The sequence below is a fragment of the Pseudomonas sp. B21-009 genome (assembly GCF_024749345.1).
GTDB lineage: Bacteria > Pseudomonadota > Gammaproteobacteria > Pseudomonadales > Pseudomonadaceae > Aquipseudomonas.
Genome location: NZ_CP087199.1, coordinates 4,647,664 through 4,665,503, shown reverse-complemented (window position 1 = coordinate 4,665,503; position 17,840 = coordinate 4,647,664). Strand labels below are relative to the sequence as shown.

Sequence of the window (17,840 nt, the reverse complement as noted above, 5' to 3'; positions counted from 1 at the left end):
TCAGGAGAGCCTCTTCGTGACTCAAAGCAACCGCATGCTGCTCGGCGTGAACATCGACCACGTGGCGACCCTGCGCCAGGCGCGTGGTACCCGCTACCCGGACCCGGTCAAAGCCGCGCTGGACGCTGAAGAGGCCGGTGCCGATGGCATTACCGTGCACTTGCGCGAAGACCGCCGGCACATCCAGGAGCGTGACGTGCTGCTGCTCAAGGATGTGTTGCAGACGCGCATGAACTTTGAAATGGGCGTCACCGAAGAAATGATGGTGTTTGCCGAGCGCATTCGCCCGGCGCACATCTGCCTGGTTCCGGAAACCCGTCAGGAGCTGACCACCGAAGGCGGCCTGGACGTCGCCGGCCAGGAAGCACGGATCAAGGCTGCGGTCGAGCGCCTGTCGCGTCTGGGCGCGGAAGTGTCCTTGTTCATCGATGCTGACGAGCGCCAGATCGAAGCCTCGCGCCGTGTCGGTGCGCCGGCCATCGAGCTGCACACCGGCCGTTATGCCGATGCGCAAACCCCGAGCGAAGTGGCTGAAGAGCTCAAGCGCGTGGCCGACGGCGTAGCCTTTGGGCTCGGCCAGGGCCTGATCGTCAATGCCGGTCACGGCCTGCATTACCACAACGTTGAAGCGGTGGCGGCGATCAAGGGCATCAACGAACTGAACATCGGCCATGCGCTGGTGGCCCATGCGCTGTTCGTTGGCTTCAAGTCGGCGGTGGCGCAGATGAAGGCGCTGATTCTGGCGGCCAGCCGGCACTGAGATTGTCCGGGGCTGCTTTGCAGCCCATCGCCGGCAAGGCCAGCTCCCACAAAGTAAGCAACCCTGTGGGAGCCGGCCCGATCAGCCAACCTGATCGGCAAACACCAGGCTAAACCGCGTCACCCCCTGCAGCTCGCTCTGCACCTCAACCCGCCCGCCATGCACCTGCATGATCGAGCGCACGATTGCCAGCCCCAGCCCGGTACCGCCTTCCAGGCGCGAGCGCCCCGAGCCCACGCGGTAAAAGCGCTCGAACAGGTGCGGCAAATGCATCGCGGCAATACCGGGACCGCGATTTTCCACTGATACCCACACCGAGCCGTCGCGGCGTTCAATCGCGATGTTGATCGGCTGGCCCTCATCGCCATGGCGAATCGCATTGCTGAGCAGATTCGACAGCGCCCGCTGCACCATCAAGCGATCCCCCATCACCGTGCCCCAGCCCTGTACGCGCAGGGCAATACCTTTTTGCTCGGCGTTGCATTCGAACAGCTCGCAAACCCGCTGCACCTCGTCGGCCAGCACCACCGGCTTGAGCGGCACCTGCGCCTGCGGCTGGCTGACCTGGGCGAGGAACAGCATGTCGTTGATGATGCGATTCAACCGGGTCAGCTCTTCGATGCTGTTTTCCAGCGCTTCACGGTATTGCTCGTTGGAGCGCTCGCGGGTCAGGGTGACCTGGGCCTTGCCCATCAGGTTGCCGATGGGCGTGCGCAGTTCATGGGCAAGGTCGTCGGAAAACTGCGACAACCGCTGCACGCCGTCGTCCAGGCGGTCGAGCATGATGTTGATACCACCCGCCAGGTCGCCCAGTTCTTGCGGCAGGCCGGTTTCCGGCAGGCGGTGGCTGAGGGTTTGCGCCGAGACCTGTTCGGCCACCCGGCGAAAACGGCGCAATGGCAGCAGCCCGCGCTGGACCAGCTTCCAGGCGCCCAGGCCGATCAGCACCAGCAGCAGCGGCAAGGCCCATAGGGTCGAGCCCAGGTAGGCCTGGAGCAGGGCATGGTCGTCGGCACGATTGACCGTCAGCAGCACCCGCACCAGGGTGCCGTCCTGCAGGCGCATAAGCCGCGAGGCGGTGAGCAGGTGTTCGCCGTCCTGGTCGCGCCAGGGGCTGAAAGCCAGGTGCGGGCCGCTTTCGATCTGCAGCAAGGCGTTGGCTTCCAGGGCCGGGCCCAGAGTGAGCAGGGCTGAGTGACGGCCGGTCAGGGCAATGACGCTCAGGCTCAGGTTGTCGTGGCCCATGACCACATCCAGCAACGGGTGCACCGGCGTGCCCAGGTCGGCGGCCTTGAGGTCAATCGTCAGGCTGTGTTCGATCTGCGCCATCTTGTTGGCCAGGTGCTTGCGTGCACGGCTGTCCAGCTCATGGTCGAGGGCAAATACCGCAAGGCATGCGAGCAGCAGCACCAGCGCCGCGCCCATCAGGCTGACGCTCAGGCCCAGGCGCAGCGACAGGCGCGCAGGTTTCATTCGCGGGCCTCAAGTACGTAGCCGACGCCGCGCAGGGTGTGGATCAGCTTGTTGTCGAAAGGATCGTCGATTTTCGCCCGCAGGCGGCGGATCGACACTTCCACCACGTTGGTGTCGCAATCGAAATTCATATCCCAGACCAGCGAAATGATCTGTGTGCGCGACAGTACCTCGCCGCTCTGGCGCATCAGCAGGTGCAGCAGGGCGAACTCCTTGGCGGTCAGGTCGATGCGCTGGCCGCTGCGGTAGGCGCGGTGGCGGCTGGGGTCCAGCTCCAGGTCGGCGACCTTGAGGGTATTCGGTTGCAGGGCCTGGTCGTTGCGCCGCAACAGGCTGCGGATGCGCGCTAGCAGTTCGGGGAACTCGAAGGGCTTGAGCAGGTAATCGTCGGCGCCCAGGTCCAGGCCCTTGACCCGATCGGCCAGGCGGCCGTGGGCGGTGAGCATCATGATCCGCGTGCTGGACTCGGCGCGCAGGCGCTGCAGCACGGTCCAGCCATCGAGCTCGGGCAGGTTGACGTCGAGAATCACCAGGTCATAGGCCTGCTGGCGCGCCAGGTGCAGGCCGTCGGCGCCAGTGTGGGCGCAATCGACGATGTAGCCGTTTTCGCGCAGGCCCTGTTGCAGGTATTCGGCGGTGCGCAGTTCGTCCTCGACAATCAGTAGACGCATGGGATGACTCGTTGGCAGTGAAAGGCGCTGATTCTCAACCCTGTAGTAACTGTAAGGTCAAGCGCTGGAGTGCATTGAGCGGCGGATACTAAGCCATCCGCGCCTGCGGTTTGCCTGGATTACAGATTTGTAATACTTGAGTCATCCTGGCGATAAACCCCGATTACTAGAGTGCGGGCTCCGATCACGGCGCAGGAGTCCGCCATGTTTTGCACCCTGGAGCGGCCAGGCACAGGCCCTGGCCGACTATTGCTGGCCCTGTTGTTGCTGGCCTTGCCGTCGCTGGCCCTGGCGCAGGAGCCCGTATTAACGCTGGAATCGGCGCTGCAGACGGCCCGTGACAACAACCCCGAGCTGGCTGCGGCGCGTTGGGGCATCGACATTGCCGAAGGCGAGCGGCGCCAGGCCGGTGTACTGCCCAACCCGCAACTGAGCTGGGAAGTGGAAGACACCCGCAAAGGCTCGCAGACCACCACCGTTGGCGTCAGCCAGCTGTTCGAGCTGGGCGGCAAACGGGGGGCGCGCCTGAACGTTGCCGGCCGCGATGCCGAGCTGGCGGCGCTGGAACTGGAGCGCCAGCGCAACGTGCTGCGGGCCGAGGTTATTGCTGCCTTCCAGGCCGCTGCCCAAGCCCAGGAAGGCTTGCAACTGGCCGAGCAGTCGTTGCGCCTGAGCGAGCGTGCGCTGCAAGTGGTGCAAGGCCGGGTCAGGGCCGGCAGCGCCTCGCCGGTCGAGGCTACCCGCGCCCAGGTGCAACTGTCAGAAGTGCGCCTGGAGCAGGGCCGCGCCGAGCAGGCGCTGACCGTTGCCTACCAGCAACTGGCCGCCGTCACTGGCGCTGCCAGGGTGCAGTTCAGCCGCGTTGACGGCGGCCTGCAGGCGAACAACGACATCCCCAGCCGCACACTGCTGCTCGATCGTCTGGAGCAGACGGCCGACTTGCGCCTTGCCCGCCTGCAGATCGACCAGCGCGAAGCCGCCCTGGGCCTGGCCCGCAGCCAGCGTATTCCCGACCTGACGGTCAGCGTCGGCAGCCAGTACAGCGAAACCGACCGCGAGCGCATCAATGTGGTCGGGCTTTCGGTGCCGATTCCTTTGTTCGATCGCAATCAGGGCAATGTGCTGGCCGCTGCCCGGCGCGCCGACCAGGCCCGTGACCAGCGTAATGGCGCCGAACTGCGCCTGCGCAGCGAAGTGGTCCGGGCCCTGGCGCAGTGGAGCACGGCGGCCAGCGAGGTGCAGACCTTCGACCGCTCGATCCTGCCTTCGGCGCAGCAGGCGCTGGATGCCGCCACCCGCGGCTTCGAACGCGGCAAGTTTGCCTTCCTCGATGTACTCGACGCCCAACGCACCCTGGTGGCTGCGCGCCTGCAATACCTGCAGGCCCAGGCCCAGAGCAGCGAGGCACGGGTGCGCCTGGAACGGATCTTTGGCGACCTGAGCCTCGCCAGTCGCTGATCGCGACCATCACCCGACACTTTGCTGAGGAACCTGCATGAACAACAAGTCCATCACGCTGCTGGTCGCGGCCCTGCTGCTCGGCCTGGGCCTGGGCGTGCTGCTGGCGCGCCAGGGCGGCCCGGTTGCCGCCGCCCCTGCCGCCGCCCACGCCCATGCCGAAGGCGATCATGAAGAAGAGGAACATGGCCAAGCGGAACAAGCCGAAGAAGGTCATGAAGAGGAGGGCGCGCTGACCCTAAGCCAGGAGCAGATAGATCTCGCCGGTATCGAGCTGGCCGCCGTTGCCCCGCGCCAACTGCAGCGCAGCCTGGCACTGCCCGGCGAGATCCGTTTCGACGAAGACCGCACCGCGCACCTGGTGCCGCGCGCAGCCGGGGTGGTCGAGTCGGTCGCCGTGGTGCTCGGCCAGCAGGTCAAGGCCGGCGATCTGTTGGCGGTGATCGCCAGCCCGCAGATCTCCGAGCAGCGCAGTGAACTGGCCGCCAGCCAGCGCCGCCTGGAACTGGCGCGCAGCAGCTACCAACGCGAGAAGGACCTGTGGCAAGAGGGCATTTCCGCCGAGCAGGATTACCAGCAGGCCCGCCAGGCCCTGCAAGAGGCAGAAATCGCCCAGGCCAATGCCCGGCAGAAGATCAGCGCCCTGAGCGGCAGTGTGGTGCTGGCCGGCGGCAACCGCTACGAGTTGCGCGCACCCTTTGCCGGGCAAATCGTCGAGAAGCACTTGGTGCCGGGCGAGGTGGTCAACGAAACCAGCGCCGCCTTCACCCTTTCGGACCTGTCGCGGGTCTGGGCGACTTTCGGCGTGGCGCCCCGTGACCTGCCCAAGGTGCGCGCCGGCATGCCGGTGACCATCGTTGCCAGCGAGCTGGGCCAGCAGGTGAGTGGCACGGTTACTCATGTCGGCAGCCTGCTCGGTGAACAGACCCGTACCGCCGCCGTGCGCGTCACCCTCGACAACCCGCAAGGGGCCTGGCGCCCCGGCTTGTTTGTCGCCGTGCAGGTGCCCACCGAGCAGTATGCCGCCGCCCTCAGCGTACCGGACCAAGCCCTGCAGACCCTGGAAGAAAAGCCCACGGTGTTTGTGCGCACTGCCGAAGGCTTTATCGCCCAGGCGGTTGAGCCGGGCGCCAGTGCCAACGGTTTCGTCGAGATCCGCAAGGGCCTGCAAGCCGGCCAGCAGGTGGCGGCGCAGGGCAGCTTCATCCTCAAGTCGGAGCTGGGCAAGGCCAGCGCCGAACACGCCCACTGACCGGGAAGCTCACATGTTCGAACGCCTCATACAATTTGCCATCGAACAGCGCCTGATGGTGCTGCTGGCGGTGCTGCTGATGGCTGGGCTTGGGGTTGCCAGCTACCAGAAGCTGCCGATCGACGCCGTGCCGGACATCACCAACGTCCAGGTGCAGATCAACACCCAGGCGGCGGGCTTTTCGCCGCTGGAAACCGAGCAACGCATTACCTTCGCCATCGAAACCGCTATGGCCGGCTTGCCGGGGCTGGAACAGACCCGTTCGCTGTCGCGTTCGGGCCTGTCGCAGGTGACGGTGATTTTCGAAGAAGGCACCGACCTGTTCTTTGCCCGGCAACTGGTCAACGAGCGCCTGCAGCAGGCACGTGAACAATTGCCCGAAGGCGTTGAAGCGGCCATGGGGCCGATCTCCACCGGCCTTGGCGAGATTTTCCTGTGGACCGTCGAAGCCGCTGACGATGCGCGCAAGGCCGATGGCAGCCCGTACACGCCGACCGACCTGCGCGAGATCCAGGACTGGATCATCAAGCCGCAACTGCGCAACGTGCGCGGGGTGGCGGAGATCAACACCATCGGCGGTTTCGCCAAGGAATACCAGATTGCCCCGGACCCAAAACGGCTGGCGTCCTACAAGCTGACCCTGAGCGATTTGCTCACCGCCCTTGAACGCAACAACGCCAACGTCGGCGCCGGCTATATCGAACGCCGCGGCGAGCAGTTGTTGATTCGCGCACCGGGGCAGCTGTCCGGCATCGATGACATTGCCAATATCGTCCTGGCCAACGTCGACGGCACGCCGATCCGCGTGCGCAACGTCGCCGAAGTCGGTATCGGCCGTGAGCTGCGCAGCGGCGCGGCAACCGAGAACGGCCGCGAAGTGGTGCTCGGCACGGTGTTCATGCTGATCGGCGAGAACAGCCGCACGGTGTCCCAGGCGGTGGCGCAAAAGCTGGTGGAGATCAACCGCTCGCTGCCGCAAGGGGTGAGTGCGGTCACCGTCTACGACCGCACCAACCTGGTCGACAAGGCCATCGCCACGGTGAAGAAGAACCTCATCGAAGGCGCGATTCTGGTCATCGTTATCCTCTTTCTGTTCCTCGGCAATATCCGCGCGGCGCTGATCACCGCCATGGTCATCCCGCTGTCGATGCTGTTCACCTTCACCGGCATGTTCAGCAACAAGGTCAGTGCCAACCTGATGAGCCTGGGCGCGCTGGACTTCGGCATCATCGTCGATGGCGCCGTGGTGATCGTTGAAAACGCGATCAGGCGACTGGCTCATGCCCAGCAGCATCACGGCCGCCTGCTGACCCGTTCCGAACGCCTGCACGAAGTCTTCAATGCCGCCCGCGAAGCGCGCCGGCCGCTGATTTTCGGCCAGCTGATCATCATGGTGGTGTACCTGCCGATCTTTGCCCTGAGCGGGGTCGAGGGCAAGATGTTCCACCCGATGGCCTTTACCGTGGTCATCGCCTTGCTCGGCGCCATGCTGCTGTCGGTGACCTTCGTGCCGGCGGCCATCGCCCTGTTCGTCACCGGCAAGGTCAAGGAAGACGAGAACCTGCTGATGCGCAGCGCCAAGCGTGGTTATGCGCCGCTGCTCAAATGGGTCATGAGCCATCGCCCGCTGGCGTTCTCCCTCGCCGCGATTACCGTGCTGCTTTCGGGTGTGCTGGCCAGCCGCATGGGCAGCGAGTTCGTGCCGAGCCTGAGCGAGGGCGACTTTGCCCTGCAGGCCCTGCGTGTGCCCGGCACCAGCCTGAGCCAGTCGGTGCAGTTGCAGCAGCGCCTGGAGCAAAGCGTGCTCAGCCAGGTGCCGGAGGTAGAGCGGGTGTTCGCCCGCACCGGTACCGCTGAAATCGCCTCGGACCCGATGCCGCCGAACATTTCCGACAGTTACGTGATGCTCAAGCCACAAGAGCAATGGCCCGATCCGGGCAAGAGCCGCGAGCAACTGATCGCCGATATCCAGCGTGCCAGCGCGCGGGTGCCGGGCAGCAACTATGAACTGTCGCAGCCGATCCAGTTGCGCTTCAACGAGCTGATTTCCGGGGTGCGCAGTGATGTCGCGGTGAAGGTGTTTGGCGACGACATGGCGGTGCTCAACAGCACTGCGGCGAAGATCGCCAGTACCTTGCAGGCAGTGCCGGGCGCCTCGGAAGTGAAGGTCGAGCAGACCTCGGGGCTGCCGGTGCTGACTATCGACGTCGACCGCGACAAAGCCGCGCGCTATGGGCTCAACGTCGGCGATGTGCAGGACACCATCGCCGTGGCCGTTGGCGGTCGCCAGGCCGGGACCTTGTATGAAGGCGATCGGCGTTTCGACATGGTGGTGCGTTTGTCCGACACCCTGCGTACCGATATCGACGGCCTTTCGCAGTTGCTGATACCGGTGCCGGCCAGCAGTGGCAGTGGCGGCCAGATCGGCTTTATCACCCTTGGCGATGTCGCCAGCCTTGAGCTGGTGCAGGGCCCCAACCAGGTCAGCCGTGAAGATGGCAAGCGCCTGGTGGTGGTCAGCGCCAACGTGCGCGGTCGCGATATCGGCTCGTTCGTCGACGAGGCGGCGGCGCGCATCGACAGCCAGGTGAGCATTCCGGCCGGTTACTGGACTCGCTGGGGCGGTCAGTTCGAGCAGTTGCAGTCTGCGGCGCAGCGCCTGCAGGTAGTGGTGCCAGTGGCGTTGCTGCTGGTGTTCGGTCTGTTGTTCATGATGTTCAACAACCTCAAGGACGGGCTGCTGGTGTTCACCGGCATTCCGTTTGCCCTGACCGGCGGGGTGGTTGCCCTGTGGCTGCGGGATATCCCCCTGTCGATCTCGGCGGGCGTGGGCTTTATTGCCCTGTCTGGGGTCGCGGTGCTCAACGGCCTGGTGATGATTGCCTTTATCCGCGGCCTGCGCGAGCAAGGTCGTTCGCTGCACCAGGCGATCGACGAAGGCGCACTGACGCGTTTGCGCCCGGTGCTGATGACTGCCCTGGTGGCATCCCTGGGCTTTATCCCCATGGCCCTGGCCACCGGCACCGGTGCCGAAGTGCAGCGACCGCTGGCCACTGTGGTGATCGGCGGCATTCTCTCGTCGACGGCGCTGACCCTGCTGGTACTGCCGGCGTTGTATTACTGGGCGCACCGCAAGGATGAAGAGCAGGAGGTCGCATCCGAGGTGACGAAACTGTAATTCGCCGCTCATCTTCGGGTTATTCAGCTCTTGTCAGGATACCCATGGCGCCCGCATTGCGGGCGCCTTGCGTATCTCTGCCAATAATCAGGAGTTGAAGATGGGGAACAAATCCACAGCCTGTTTTACCGGCGCCCTGGCCCTGGCCAGTTGTGCGACCGCCAATGCCGTCAGCCAGCCCGCAGGCGGAGGCTTTGTCGAAGACAGCAGCCTGACGGTGCTCAGCCGTAACTTCTATTTCAACCGCGACTACCGTAACGGTGAGCAATCGCCTACCGGCAAGGCCGGTTACGCCGAAGCCTGGGCCCAGGCCTTTATCGCCCGCTTCGAGTCAGGTTACACCGAGGGCACGGTCGGCTTTGGCCTGGATGCCCATGCCATGCTCGCCCTCAAGCTCGACAGCGGCGATGGCCGCAGCGGCGGGCGCAGTTCGTTCGACATGCTGCCGGTGGACCGCAATGGCGATACCGCCAGCAACTTCAGCAAGCTCGGTGGCGCGATCAAGGCGCGCTTGTTCGACACCGAGCTCAAGTTCGGCGACGTGTTCCCGACCACCCCGGTGGTGCATTTCGGCGACTCGCGGCTGTTGCCGGAAAGCTTCACCGGCTGGACCCTGGAGAACACCAGCCTGGCCGGCCTGAAAGTGCAGGGCGGGCGCCTGCATGCCATGAGCCAGCCGCTGTCGAGCAACAACCGCGACGGTTTCGTGACTTTCTACGCCGGCCCCGTGGATTCGCCCTGGCTGGGCTATTTCGGCGGCGATTACCAGGCCACCGACAACCTCAGCCTGAGCCTCTACAGCAGCCGTCTGAAGGACGCCTGGGACCAGTACTACGCCGGAGTCAGCTACAAGTACCCGATCACCCGCGACCTCACCGGCTTCACCAGCTTCAACTACTACAAGGCCAAGGATGAGGGCCAGCAACTGCTCGGCACGTTCGACAACGACATCTGGAGCGCCCGCGTCGGCGTCAGCTACGGCGCCCACACCTTGGCCTTGTCGCACCAGCGCAACCAGGGTGACAACGATTTTGACTACCTGCGCCAGTCCGACTCGATCTACCTCGACAACTCGATCCAGTACAGCGACTTCAACTCGCCGAAAGAGCGCTCGTGGATGCTCCGTTACGACCTCGACATGGCCGCCTATGGCGTGCCGGGCCTGTCGTTCATGAGCCGCTACGGGCGCGGCAGCGGCATTGATTACTCCGATGCCAACGGCGTGTACATGCGCCGCGATGCCGAGGGCAACCCGCTGACCGGGCAGAAGCGCTGGGAGCGCGATATCGAGGCGAAGTATGTGGTGCAGTCCGGCAGCCTCAAGGACCTGTCGCTGCGCGTGCGCCAGGCCACGACCCGGGCCACGGCATTCGAATCGGACCTCGATGAGGTGCGTCTGATTGTCGAGTATCCGCTGAGCGTGCTGTAAGGCGAATCTTGCAGCACTGTAATGTCCGCCTCACCTTGGCGTTAGCTTGCCCCCCGTAAGATTGAACTGTCCTGAAATTCAATCACGAGGTGAGCAACATGAGCCTGAACAAGTATGTGCTGATGGCCGTATTGGCCCTGGGCAGTAGCGCGGCACTGGCCGAAGGCGGGGCGGAGCGTTCCAGGCAGTTCTGGGAAAACTTCCGCCTCAGCCAGGAGCAGATTCACGGCAAGAAGGACCAGGCCGTGGCCGAGTCCGAGCGTGAGAGCAAACAGAAGCAGGTCGCCAAAGAGTAGCTCCGTTCACCTTGGAAGCTCCCCAGCTCCTTTGGAAAAGGTGAATCTTCGGCGCCCGTTACGGGCGCCTGTTTTATTTGCGTGCCACCAGTACGGCGCGGCGCGGCGCTGGCAGGCCTTCGATGGTGCGGCTGTGGTCGTCGGGGTCGAGGAAGTCGCTGAGCGACTGGTAGCGCATCCACTCGGTGCTGCGTTGTTCTTCGATGCTGGTGGTGCTGACATCGACGCAGCGCACATCGCTGAAACCGGCGCGGCGCAACCAGCGCTCCAGGGCCGGTACCGACGGCAGGAACCAGACGTTGCGCATTTGCGCGTAGCGGTCTTCCGGCACCAGCACCTGGTTTTCGTCACCTTCGATCACCAGGGTTTCCAGCACCAGTTCACCGCCCTTGACCAGGCAGTCCTTGAGCGCCAGCAGGTGCTCGATGGGCGAGCGGCGATGGTAGAACACGCCCATGGAGAACACTGTGTCGAAGCCTTCGAGGTTGGCCGGCAGGTCCTCCAGGGCGAAGGGCAGGTGCCAGGCCGGCAGCTGCGGCAGGTAGCGCTGCACCGCCTGGAACTGGCAGAAGAACAGCCAGTTGGGGTCGACGCCGATGACGCTTTCGGCTCCGGCGCCGAGCATGCGCCACTGGTAGTAACCATTACCGCAACCGACATCCAGCACACGCTTGCCCTTGAGGTCCAGGTGCGGGGCGACGCGCGACCACTTCCAGTCCGAGCGCCATTCGGTGTCGACGTGCACGCCGAACAGGTCGAACGGCCCCTTGCGCCACGGCGACAGGCCCATCAGCGCCTGCTGCATGCGCGCGCGGGTGTCGTCGTCGCAGTCGCAATCGAGGTTGAGGCCGTTCTGCAGATCGATGCGCGTGGGTTCCAGCACTGGCAAGGCATCCAGCGCCGCTTGCCAGCGTTCCAGGTCGCCATGACCTTTTTCCATCTTGGCGTCGAGTTGCGCTTGCAGGCCTTGCGCCCATTGCGCCAGGGGGGTGCCCGCCAAGCGGCGGACCAGGGGGGACAGATCAATCATGGCAGGGCAATCAACGAGGCAAAGTTAAGGCATTGGAACCAGGGCACAACCTTGGAGAAACCAGCCGCCAGCAGGCGCTGGCGGTGTTCTTCGAGGCTGTCGGGCTTCATCACGTTCTCGATGGCGCTGCGCTTCTGGGCAATTTCCAGTTCGCTGTAGCCATTGGCGCGCTTGAAGGCCACGTGCAGGTCAGTGAGCAGCGCGTGTTCATCAGCGTCTTCGAAGCGCAGCTTCTCCGAAAGGATCAGCGCACCGCCCGGCAGCAGCGCCTGGCGAATACGTGTGAGCAGCTCCAGGCGTTGTTCGGGGGCAATGAACTGCAGGGTGAAGTTCATCGCCACCACCGAGGCCGGCTGGAACTCGAGGGCAAGGATGTCGCCTTCGATCACCTCGACCGGCAACAGCTCCTGGAACATCGAGTCCTGGGCATTGAGGTACTGCCGGCAGCGCTCGACCATGGCCGCCGAATTGTCGATGGCAATCACCCTGCAACCATCGCTGCGCACATGCCGGCGCAGCGCCTGGGTCACCGCGCCGAGCGAGCTGCCCAGGTCATACAGGGCCGTGCTGGGCTGGGCAAACTGGGCGGCGAGCACGCCGAGGTTCTCGACAATGGTCGGGTAACCGGGCACCGAACGCTTGATCATGTCCGGGAACACCCGCACCACGTCTTCGTTGAAGGCGAAGTCGGGCACCTGGCCAAGGGGCTGGGCGAAAAGGTGGTCGGGTTCTTTGCTCACGGGGGCAATCCAGGCGTTGGGCGGTAAAAGGCCGGCATTTTAGCCAAACTGGCGCCAGGATGCATGGCCCGCTGACCAGCGCAGCCTACTTGACCGTGATTGCGCAGTCGAAGGTCTGCACCGGGCGCACTTCCGGGGCCCAGGGTTGCTGGTAGACCAACAGCAGATGGCCTTCACCGGCGGCCTGGGCCTGGAAACGCCACACCGATTGCCCGGCGCTACCGACGATGCCGGCATCTTCCGGGTGGCTGTAGACCTCGGGGCCGAGGCTACGCAGGATGCCTGCGGCCGGGTTCTGCACCAGCCAGCGATAGCCGGTGCTGGGGTTGCTCGGTAGGGTCAGGGTGAGGTTCTGGCCGTTTTGCAGTTGCAGCGGGCAGTCGGCCTGGTTGTCCAGTTCGACGTTGTGCACAGGTTTTTGTGCGCAGGCAGCTAGCAGGGCAAGGCCCAGGGGAACGAGCAGGCGGGCGGCAGTCATGATGGCTCCGGATAGGCGACGATAGCGCAGCATAACCGAAGATGATCGCGGGGCAAGCCTACTCCACAGCAGGAGCGGGCCGGCCCCGCGAAGGGCTTAGAACAACACCTTCGCTACATCACTGAAGCGCTTGGCGAAGTGCACGCTCAAACCCTCCTTGAGGTAATCCGGCAATTCTTCGAAATCACCGCGGTTGGCTTCCGGCAGGATCAGCTCGAAGATTTTCTGCCGCCGCGCCGCAATCACCTTCTCGCGCACCCCGCCAATCGGCAGGACCTTGCCGGTCAGGGTCAGCTCGCCGGTCATGGCCACGCCTTTCTTCGGCGCCTGGTCGCGCGCCAGCGACAGCAGCGCGCTGGCCATGGTCACCCCGGCGCTGGGGCCGTCCTTGGGCGTGGCGCCTTCGGGTACGTGCAGATGAATGAAGGCCTCGTTGAAGAAGCTCGGATCACCGCCATATTGCTTGAGGTTGGCGCTGACGTAGCTGTAGGCAATTTCAGCGGACTCTTTCATCACCTCACCCAACTGGCCGGTGAGCTTGAAACCACGATTGAGGGTGTGGATGCGCGTCGCCTCGATCGGCAGGGTGGCGCCGCCCATGCTGGTCCAGGCAAGGCCGGTGATCACGCCTTTGCCGGTCAGCACCTGTTCGCTGCGAAACACCGGCATGCCCAGTGACGTTTCGAGGTCCTTGGGGCCGATCTTGATCTTTTTCTCAGGATCTTCGAGCAGTTGCACCACGGCCTTGCGCACCAGCTTGCCCAGCTGTTTTTCCAGCTGGCGTACCCCGGCTTCGCGGGCATAACCCTCGATCACCGTGCGCAAGGCGCTGTCGCTGATGCTCAGGCTGGTCTTGGCCACCCCGGCCTTTTGCAACTGCTTGGGCCACAGGTGGCGCTTGGCGATGGCCAGTTTTTCTTCAGTGATATAGCCGGACAGGCGGATCACTTCCATGCGGTCGAGCAACGGCCCGGGGATCGAGTCGAGGGTGTTGGCGGTGCACACGAACAGCACCTTGGACAGGTCCAGGCGCAGGTCCAGGTAATGGTCGAGGAAGTCGACGTTCTGCTCCGGGTCGAGGGTTTCCAGCAGCGCCGAGGCCGGGTCGCCCTGGTAGCTCTGGCCCATCTTGTCGATCTCGTCGAGCATGATCACCGGGTTCATCACCTCGACGTCTTTTAGCGCCTGCACCAGTTTGCCCGGCTGGGCGCCGATGTAGGTGCGGCGATGGCCCTTGATCTCGGCCTCGTCGCGCATACCGCCGACGCTGAAACGGTAGAACGGTCGGCCCAGGGATTCGGCAATCGACTTGCCGATGCTGGTCTTGCCAACCCCCGGCGGGCCGACCAAGAGCACGATTGAGCCGCTGATCTCGCCCTTGTAGGCACCCACGGCGAGGAACTCGAGGATGCGTTCCTTGATGTCATCGAGGCCGGCGTGATGCTGGTCGAGCACCTTGCGCGCGTGCTTGAGGTCGAGCTTGTCCTTGCCGTAGACACCCCAGGGCAGGGCGGTGGCCCAGTCCAGGTAGTTGCGGGTGACAGCGTACTCGGGCGAGCCGGTCTCGAGGATCGACAGCTTGCCCAGCTCCTCGTCGATGCGCTTTTGTGCGGCGGCGGGCAGGGTCTTGCCTTGCAGGCGCTGCTCGAATTGTTCGAGGTCGGCGCTGCGGTCGTCTTTGGTCAGGCCCAGCTCCTGCTGAATGACCTTGAGCTGCTCCTTGAGGAAAAACTCGCGCTGGTGCTCGCCGATCTGCCGGTTGACCTCGGCGGAGATCTCGTTCTGCAGGTGCGCGACTTCGACCTCTTTACGCAGCATCGGCAGGACTTTTTCCATGCGCTTGAGCATCGGTACGCAGTCGAGCACTTCCTGCAGCTGATTGCCGGTGGCCGAGGTCAGCGCCGCGGCAAAGTCGGTCAGCGGCGACGGATCGTTGGGACTGAAGCGGTTGAGGTAGTTCTTCAGCTCTTCGCTGTACAGCGGGTTGAGCGGCAGCAGCTCCTTGATCGCGTTGATCAGGGCCATGCCGTAGGCCTTGACCTCGTCGGTCGGCTCGCTGGGTTGATGCGGGTACTCGACCTCGACCAGGTAAGGCGGGCGATGGTGCTTGAGCCAGGTACGGATGCGCACCCGGGTCAGGCCCTGGGCGACGAACTGCAGCTTGCCGTTCTCGCGGCTGGCGTGGTGAACCTTGACCAGGGTGCCGTACAGCGGCAGGGCCGAGGTGTCGAAATGACGGTGGTCTTCCGGCGGCGTGTCCATGAAGAACAGAGCCAGGGAGTGGTGCGGGGTCTTGGCGACCAGGTCCAGGGTTTCGGCCCAGGGTTCTTCGTTGACGATCACCGGCAATACTTGCGCGGGGAAGAACGGGCGGTTGTGGATCGGGATGATATAGACCTTGTCCGGCAGCTGTTGGCCCGGCAAAGCAAGGTTATGGCCGCTGTTTTCGGCGGCTTCGAGATGCTCGACTTCGGCGTTTTCCTCGGGACGTTCCGGTAGATCCTGCTGATCGCTCATGGCGCACCTGCTCAATGACTATGGTGCTTAGATGGGGCGGGTGGAGCAAAGATTCAAGCTTCAAGCTACAAGCCGCACGTGAGGAGCGCGGTGCTTGCAGCTTGAAGCTTGTAGCTGGCAGCTAAGGCCTACTCAGCCAGTTTGTAAGCGATTACGTAATCGCCCATCTTGGTACCCAGCGAGCCGTGACCACCGGCGGTCACCAGCACGTACTGCTTGCCGTCCTTACCGGTGTAGGTCATCGGCGTGGCCTGGCCACCGGCCGGCAGGCGCGATTTCCACAGCTCTTTGCCGGTGTTGCTGTCATAGGCACGCAGGTACTGGTCCAGGGTGCCGCTGAGGAAGCCCAGGCCGCCGGCGGTGACGATCGAGCCGCCCATGCTTGGCACGCCAATCGGCAGGCCGATCGGGATCGGCGAGCTGTCGCGGCTGGTGCCGTTCTTATGCTTCCACACCACCTGGTTGGTGGTCAGGTCGATACCGGCCACGTAACCCCAGGCTGGCGCCTGGCACGGTACGCCCAGTGGCGACATGAACGGGTGCATGATCACCGCATAGGGTGCGCCGGTGTTCGGCTGCACACCGCTGGTTTCGCTCTCGCGCTTGCTGCCGGCGGCGACTTCGGCGCGCGGTACCATCTTCGAAACGAAGGCCATGTAGTTGGGGCTGGTGAACAGCAACTGGCGAACCGGGTCGACCGAGACGCTGCCCCAGTTGAACACGCCGACGTTGCCCGGGTAGACCAGGCTGCCCTGTACCGACGGCGGGGTGTACTGGCCTTCGTAGCGCAGTTCGCGGAACTGGATGCGGCAAAGCATCTGGTCGAACGGGCTGGCGCCCCACATGGCCTGTTCGGTCAGGTCCGGGCCGAGCAGGTTGAGGTCCGAACGGGCCTGGGTCGGCGCGGTATGATCGCCTTCGACCGCACCTTGCGGTACAGGGATTTCGCGGATCGGCACGATCGGCGTACCGTCGCGACGGTCGAGCACGTACAGGCTGCCTTGCTTGGTCGGGGCGATCAGCGCAGGTTTGATGCCGTCTGCGGTCTTCAGGTCGAGCAGGGTTGGCTGGCTGCCGACGTCCATGTCCCACAGGTCGTGGTGGGTGAACTGGTAGTTCCAGCGGACTTTGCCGTTGGCAAGGTCCAGCGCAACGATACCGGCGCTGTACTTCTCGGCGCCCGGGGTGCGATCAGCGCCCCACTGGTCGGGGGTCTGGTTGCCCAGCGGGAGGAAGACCATGCCCAGTTTCTCGTCGACACTGGCCAGCGACCACATGTTCGCCGAGTTGCGGCTGTAGGTCTTGCCCGGCGCCAATGGTGCGGTGTCGTCCGGGTTGTTGCTGTCCCAGTTCCATACCAGGCGGCCATCGTGCACGTCGTAGGCGCGGATCACCCCGGACGGCTCGTTGGTCGACTCGTTGTCGGTGACATGGCCGCCGATGATCACCAGTTCGCGGGTGATCGCCGCAGGCGAGGTGGAGTAGTAACCGCCGGCGGTGAACGGGCCGATGCCGGTGGTCAGGTCGATCACGCCCTGGTTGCCGAAACCTTCACAGACCTTGCCGGTGTCGGCGTTGAGGGCGATCAGACGGGCGTCGGCGGTCGGCAGGTAGAGGCGACGCGGGCAGGCGACGGCAACGGCCTGGCCGGCATCGCTGATTTTCGGCGCCGGGCTGCCGTCAACGTTGACGTAGTTGTTTTCGTCGTAATACGACACACCACGGCAGGTCATGTGGGCGAAGCCCTTGAAGCCCACCGGGCTCTTGATCTGCGGGTCGAAACGCCAGATTTCGGCACCGGTGTCCGGGTCCAGGGCCAGCACCTTGCTGTGGGCGGTGCAGGCGTACAGCTTGCCGTTGACCTTCAGCGGGGTGTTCTGGTTGGTCAGCTCGACCGGGTCGTTGTCGGTCGGCAGGTCGCCAGTGCGGATGCGCCAGGCTTCCTGCAGCTTGTGCACGTTCTGCGGGGTGATCTGGCGCAGCGGCGAGTAGCGGTCGCCGAATTCGGTACGGCCGTAGGCCTGCCACTCGCCATCCGGCATCTGTGGCGCAGTGCTGCTCATCTCGGCGCTTTCACGGCCCAGCTCGCCCTTGATTTCACCCGGGTGGGTGAACTGGCTGGCCACTGCAGTAGCGCCCGACAGCACTACGGCCAGGCTCAGCAGGCCGCTGTTGACCTTGGACGGGTTGCCCAGCAGCGGGCGGCGTGCCCACGGCAGCAGCAACACCACACCCAGGGCGAACCAGAGGGCCAGGCGCGGCACCAGCTGCCACCAGTCCAGGCCGACTTCCCACAAGGCCCACAGCGTGCTACCGAGCAGCACCAGGCCATACAGGCCCAGGGCGTTGCGGCGCAGGGCCAGCAAGAGGATGCCGGACAGGGCAAAGCCGATGCCGGCGATCAGGTAATACAGCGAACCGCCCAGCTGGCTCAGTTTGATACCGCCAGCCAGCAGGGCCAGGCCCATCAGCAACAACAGCACACCGATCAGTCGCGGCAGCCAGCGGGTTCTACTCAAGGCACCATCAGTGCTCATCGTGTGTTCTCCGTTAGGTGA

General features: G+C 64.4%; 13 protein-coding genes. 6 read left to right on the top strand and 7 right to left on the bottom strand.

Annotated elements, in window-relative coordinates; genetic code table 11:
- The first annotated feature begins 34 nt into the window (after positions 1–34).
- Positions 35–760, top strand: a complete 726-nt coding sequence (gene pdxJ / locus LOY34_RS21485) for a pyridoxine 5'-phosphate synthase (RefSeq protein ID WP_401289442.1) — start codon at positions 35–37, stop codon at positions 758–760.
- Between the two features lie 81 nt (positions 761–841).
- Here pdxJ and LOY34_RS21480 read toward each other — a convergent pair whose 3' ends face one another.
- Both LOY34_RS21480 and LOY34_RS21475 read right to left on the bottom strand, forming a co-directional pair.
- The gene (locus LOY34_RS21480) at positions 842–2,233 is read right to left on the bottom strand and encodes a heavy metal sensor histidine kinase (protein WP_195884893.1); all 1,392 of its coding nucleotides are present in this window, start codon (positions 2,231–2,233) and stop codon (positions 842–844) included.
- Entirely contained in the window at positions 2,230–2,904 is a 675-nt protein-coding gene (locus LOY34_RS21475) for a heavy metal response regulator transcription factor (protein ID WP_045197646.1), read from the bottom strand. The genes LOY34_RS21480 and LOY34_RS21475 overlap by 4 nt, the downstream gene beginning before the upstream one ends.
- Before the next feature lie 204 nt (positions 2,905–3,108).
- Here LOY34_RS21475 and LOY34_RS21470 point away from each other — a divergent pair, with 204 nt between their 5' ends.
- From LOY34_RS21470 to LOY34_RS21450, 5 genes are all read left to right on the top strand, one after another.
- Positions 3,109–4,362 carry a TolC family protein gene (locus LOY34_RS21470; RefSeq protein WP_195884892.1) on the top strand — a complete coding sequence of 418 codons (1,254 nt, stop codon included), beginning with the start codon at positions 3,109–3,111 and terminating at the stop codon, positions 4,360–4,362.
- A gap of 37 nt (positions 4,363–4,399) precedes the next feature.
- Positions 4,400–5,614 carry an efflux RND transporter periplasmic adaptor subunit gene (locus LOY34_RS21465; protein ID WP_045197651.1) on the top strand — a complete coding sequence of 405 codons (1,215 nt, stop codon included), beginning with the start codon at positions 4,400–4,402 and terminating at the stop codon, positions 5,612–5,614.
- A 13-nt stretch (positions 5,615–5,627) separates the two neighbouring features.
- A complete protein-coding gene (locus LOY34_RS21460) occupies positions 5,628–8,792 on the top strand; it encodes a CusA/CzcA family heavy metal efflux RND transporter (RefSeq protein WP_195884891.1) in 3,165 nt (1,054 codons plus the stop codon).
- 100 nt (positions 8,793–8,892) lie between these two features.
- Complete coding sequence (locus LOY34_RS21455) at positions 8,893–10,221, top strand: OprD family porin (RefSeq protein ID WP_093380064.1); 1,329 nt, start codon at positions 8,893–8,895, stop codon at positions 10,219–10,221.
- Between the two features lie 98 nt (positions 10,222–10,319).
- Positions 10,320–10,517: a hypothetical protein gene (locus LOY34_RS21450; protein ID WP_045197655.1), complete on the top strand. Its 198-nt coding sequence runs from the start codon at positions 10,320–10,322 to the stop codon at positions 10,515–10,517.
- Positions 10,518–10,590: 73 nt separating this feature from the next.
- On the opposite strand, the gene cmoB is transcribed toward LOY34_RS21450, so the two are convergent.
- From cmoB to LOY34_RS21425, 5 genes are all read right to left on the bottom strand, one after another.
- Positions 10,591–11,547 carry a tRNA 5-methoxyuridine(34)/uridine 5-oxyacetic acid(34) synthase CmoB gene (cmoB, locus tag LOY34_RS21445; protein WP_195884890.1) on the bottom strand — a complete coding sequence of 319 codons (957 nt, stop codon included), beginning with the start codon at positions 11,545–11,547 and terminating at the stop codon, positions 10,591–10,593.
- Positions 11,544–12,287: a carboxy-S-adenosyl-L-methionine synthase CmoA gene (gene cmoA / locus LOY34_RS21440; protein ID WP_258664013.1), complete on the bottom strand. Its 744-nt coding sequence runs from the start codon at positions 12,285–12,287 to the stop codon at positions 11,544–11,546. Before cmoA ends, cmoB begins: the two co-directional genes overlap by 4 nt.
- Positions 12,288–12,372: 85 nt before the next feature.
- Positions 12,373–12,765 (bottom strand): protease inhibitor I42 family protein, encoded by a 393-nt coding sequence (locus LOY34_RS21435; protein WP_123564641.1) that lies wholly within the window; start codon positions 12,763–12,765, stop codon positions 12,373–12,375.
- Positions 12,766–12,861: 96 nt separating this feature from the next.
- A complete protein-coding gene (gene lon, locus LOY34_RS21430; RefSeq protein WP_045197662.1) occupies positions 12,862–15,282 on the bottom strand; it encodes an endopeptidase La in 2,421 nt (806 codons plus the stop codon).
- Positions 15,283–15,410: 128 nt separating this feature from the next.
- Positions 15,411–17,819 carry a glucose/quinate/shikimate family membrane-bound PQQ-dependent dehydrogenase gene (locus LOY34_RS21425; protein ID WP_195884888.1) on the bottom strand — a complete coding sequence of 803 codons (2,409 nt, stop codon included), beginning with the start codon at positions 17,817–17,819 and terminating at the stop codon, positions 15,411–15,413.
- Between the last annotated feature and the right edge of the window lie 21 nt (positions 17,820–17,840).

Coding starts and splice junctions, on each gene's coding strand:
- LOY34_RS21450 (WP_045197655.1), top strand. CDS start 10,320: ATGAGCCTGAACAAGTATGTGCTGATGGCCGTATTGGCCCTGGGCAGT.
- LOY34_RS21460 (WP_195884891.1), top strand. CDS start 5,628: ATGTTCGAACGCCTCATACAATTTGCCATCGAACAGCGCCTGATGGTG.
- lon (WP_045197662.1), bottom strand. CDS start 15,282: ATGAGCGATCAGCAGGATCTACCGGAACGTCCCGAGGAAAACGCCGAA.
- cmoB (WP_195884890.1), bottom strand. CDS start 11,547: ATGATTGATCTGTCCCCCCTGGTCCGCCGCTTGGCGGGCACCCCCCTG.
- LOY34_RS21475 (WP_045197646.1), bottom strand. CDS start 2,904: ATGCGTCTACTGATTGTCGAGGACGAACTGCGCACCGCCGAATACCTG.
- pdxJ (WP_401289442.1), top strand. CDS start 35: ATGCTGCTCGGCGTGAACATCGACCACGTGGCGACCCTGCGCCAGGCG.
- LOY34_RS21480 (WP_195884893.1), bottom strand. CDS start 2,233: ATGAAACCTGCGCGCCTGTCGCTGCGCCTGGGCCTGAGCGTCAGCCTG.
- LOY34_RS21465 (WP_045197651.1), top strand. CDS start 4,400: ATGAACAACAAGTCCATCACGCTGCTGGTCGCGGCCCTGCTGCTCGGC.
- LOY34_RS21470 (WP_195884892.1), top strand. CDS start 3,109: ATGTTTTGCACCCTGGAGCGGCCAGGCACAGGCCCTGGCCGACTATTG.
- LOY34_RS21455 (WP_093380064.1), top strand. CDS start 8,893: ATGGGGAACAAATCCACAGCCTGTTTTACCGGCGCCCTGGCCCTGGCC.
- LOY34_RS21425 (WP_195884888.1), bottom strand. CDS start 17,819: ATGAGCACTGATGGTGCCTTGAGTAGAACCCGCTGGCTGCCGCGACTG.
- LOY34_RS21435 (WP_123564641.1), bottom strand. CDS start 12,765: ATGACTGCCGCCCGCCTGCTCGTTCCCCTGGGCCTTGCCCTGCTAGCT.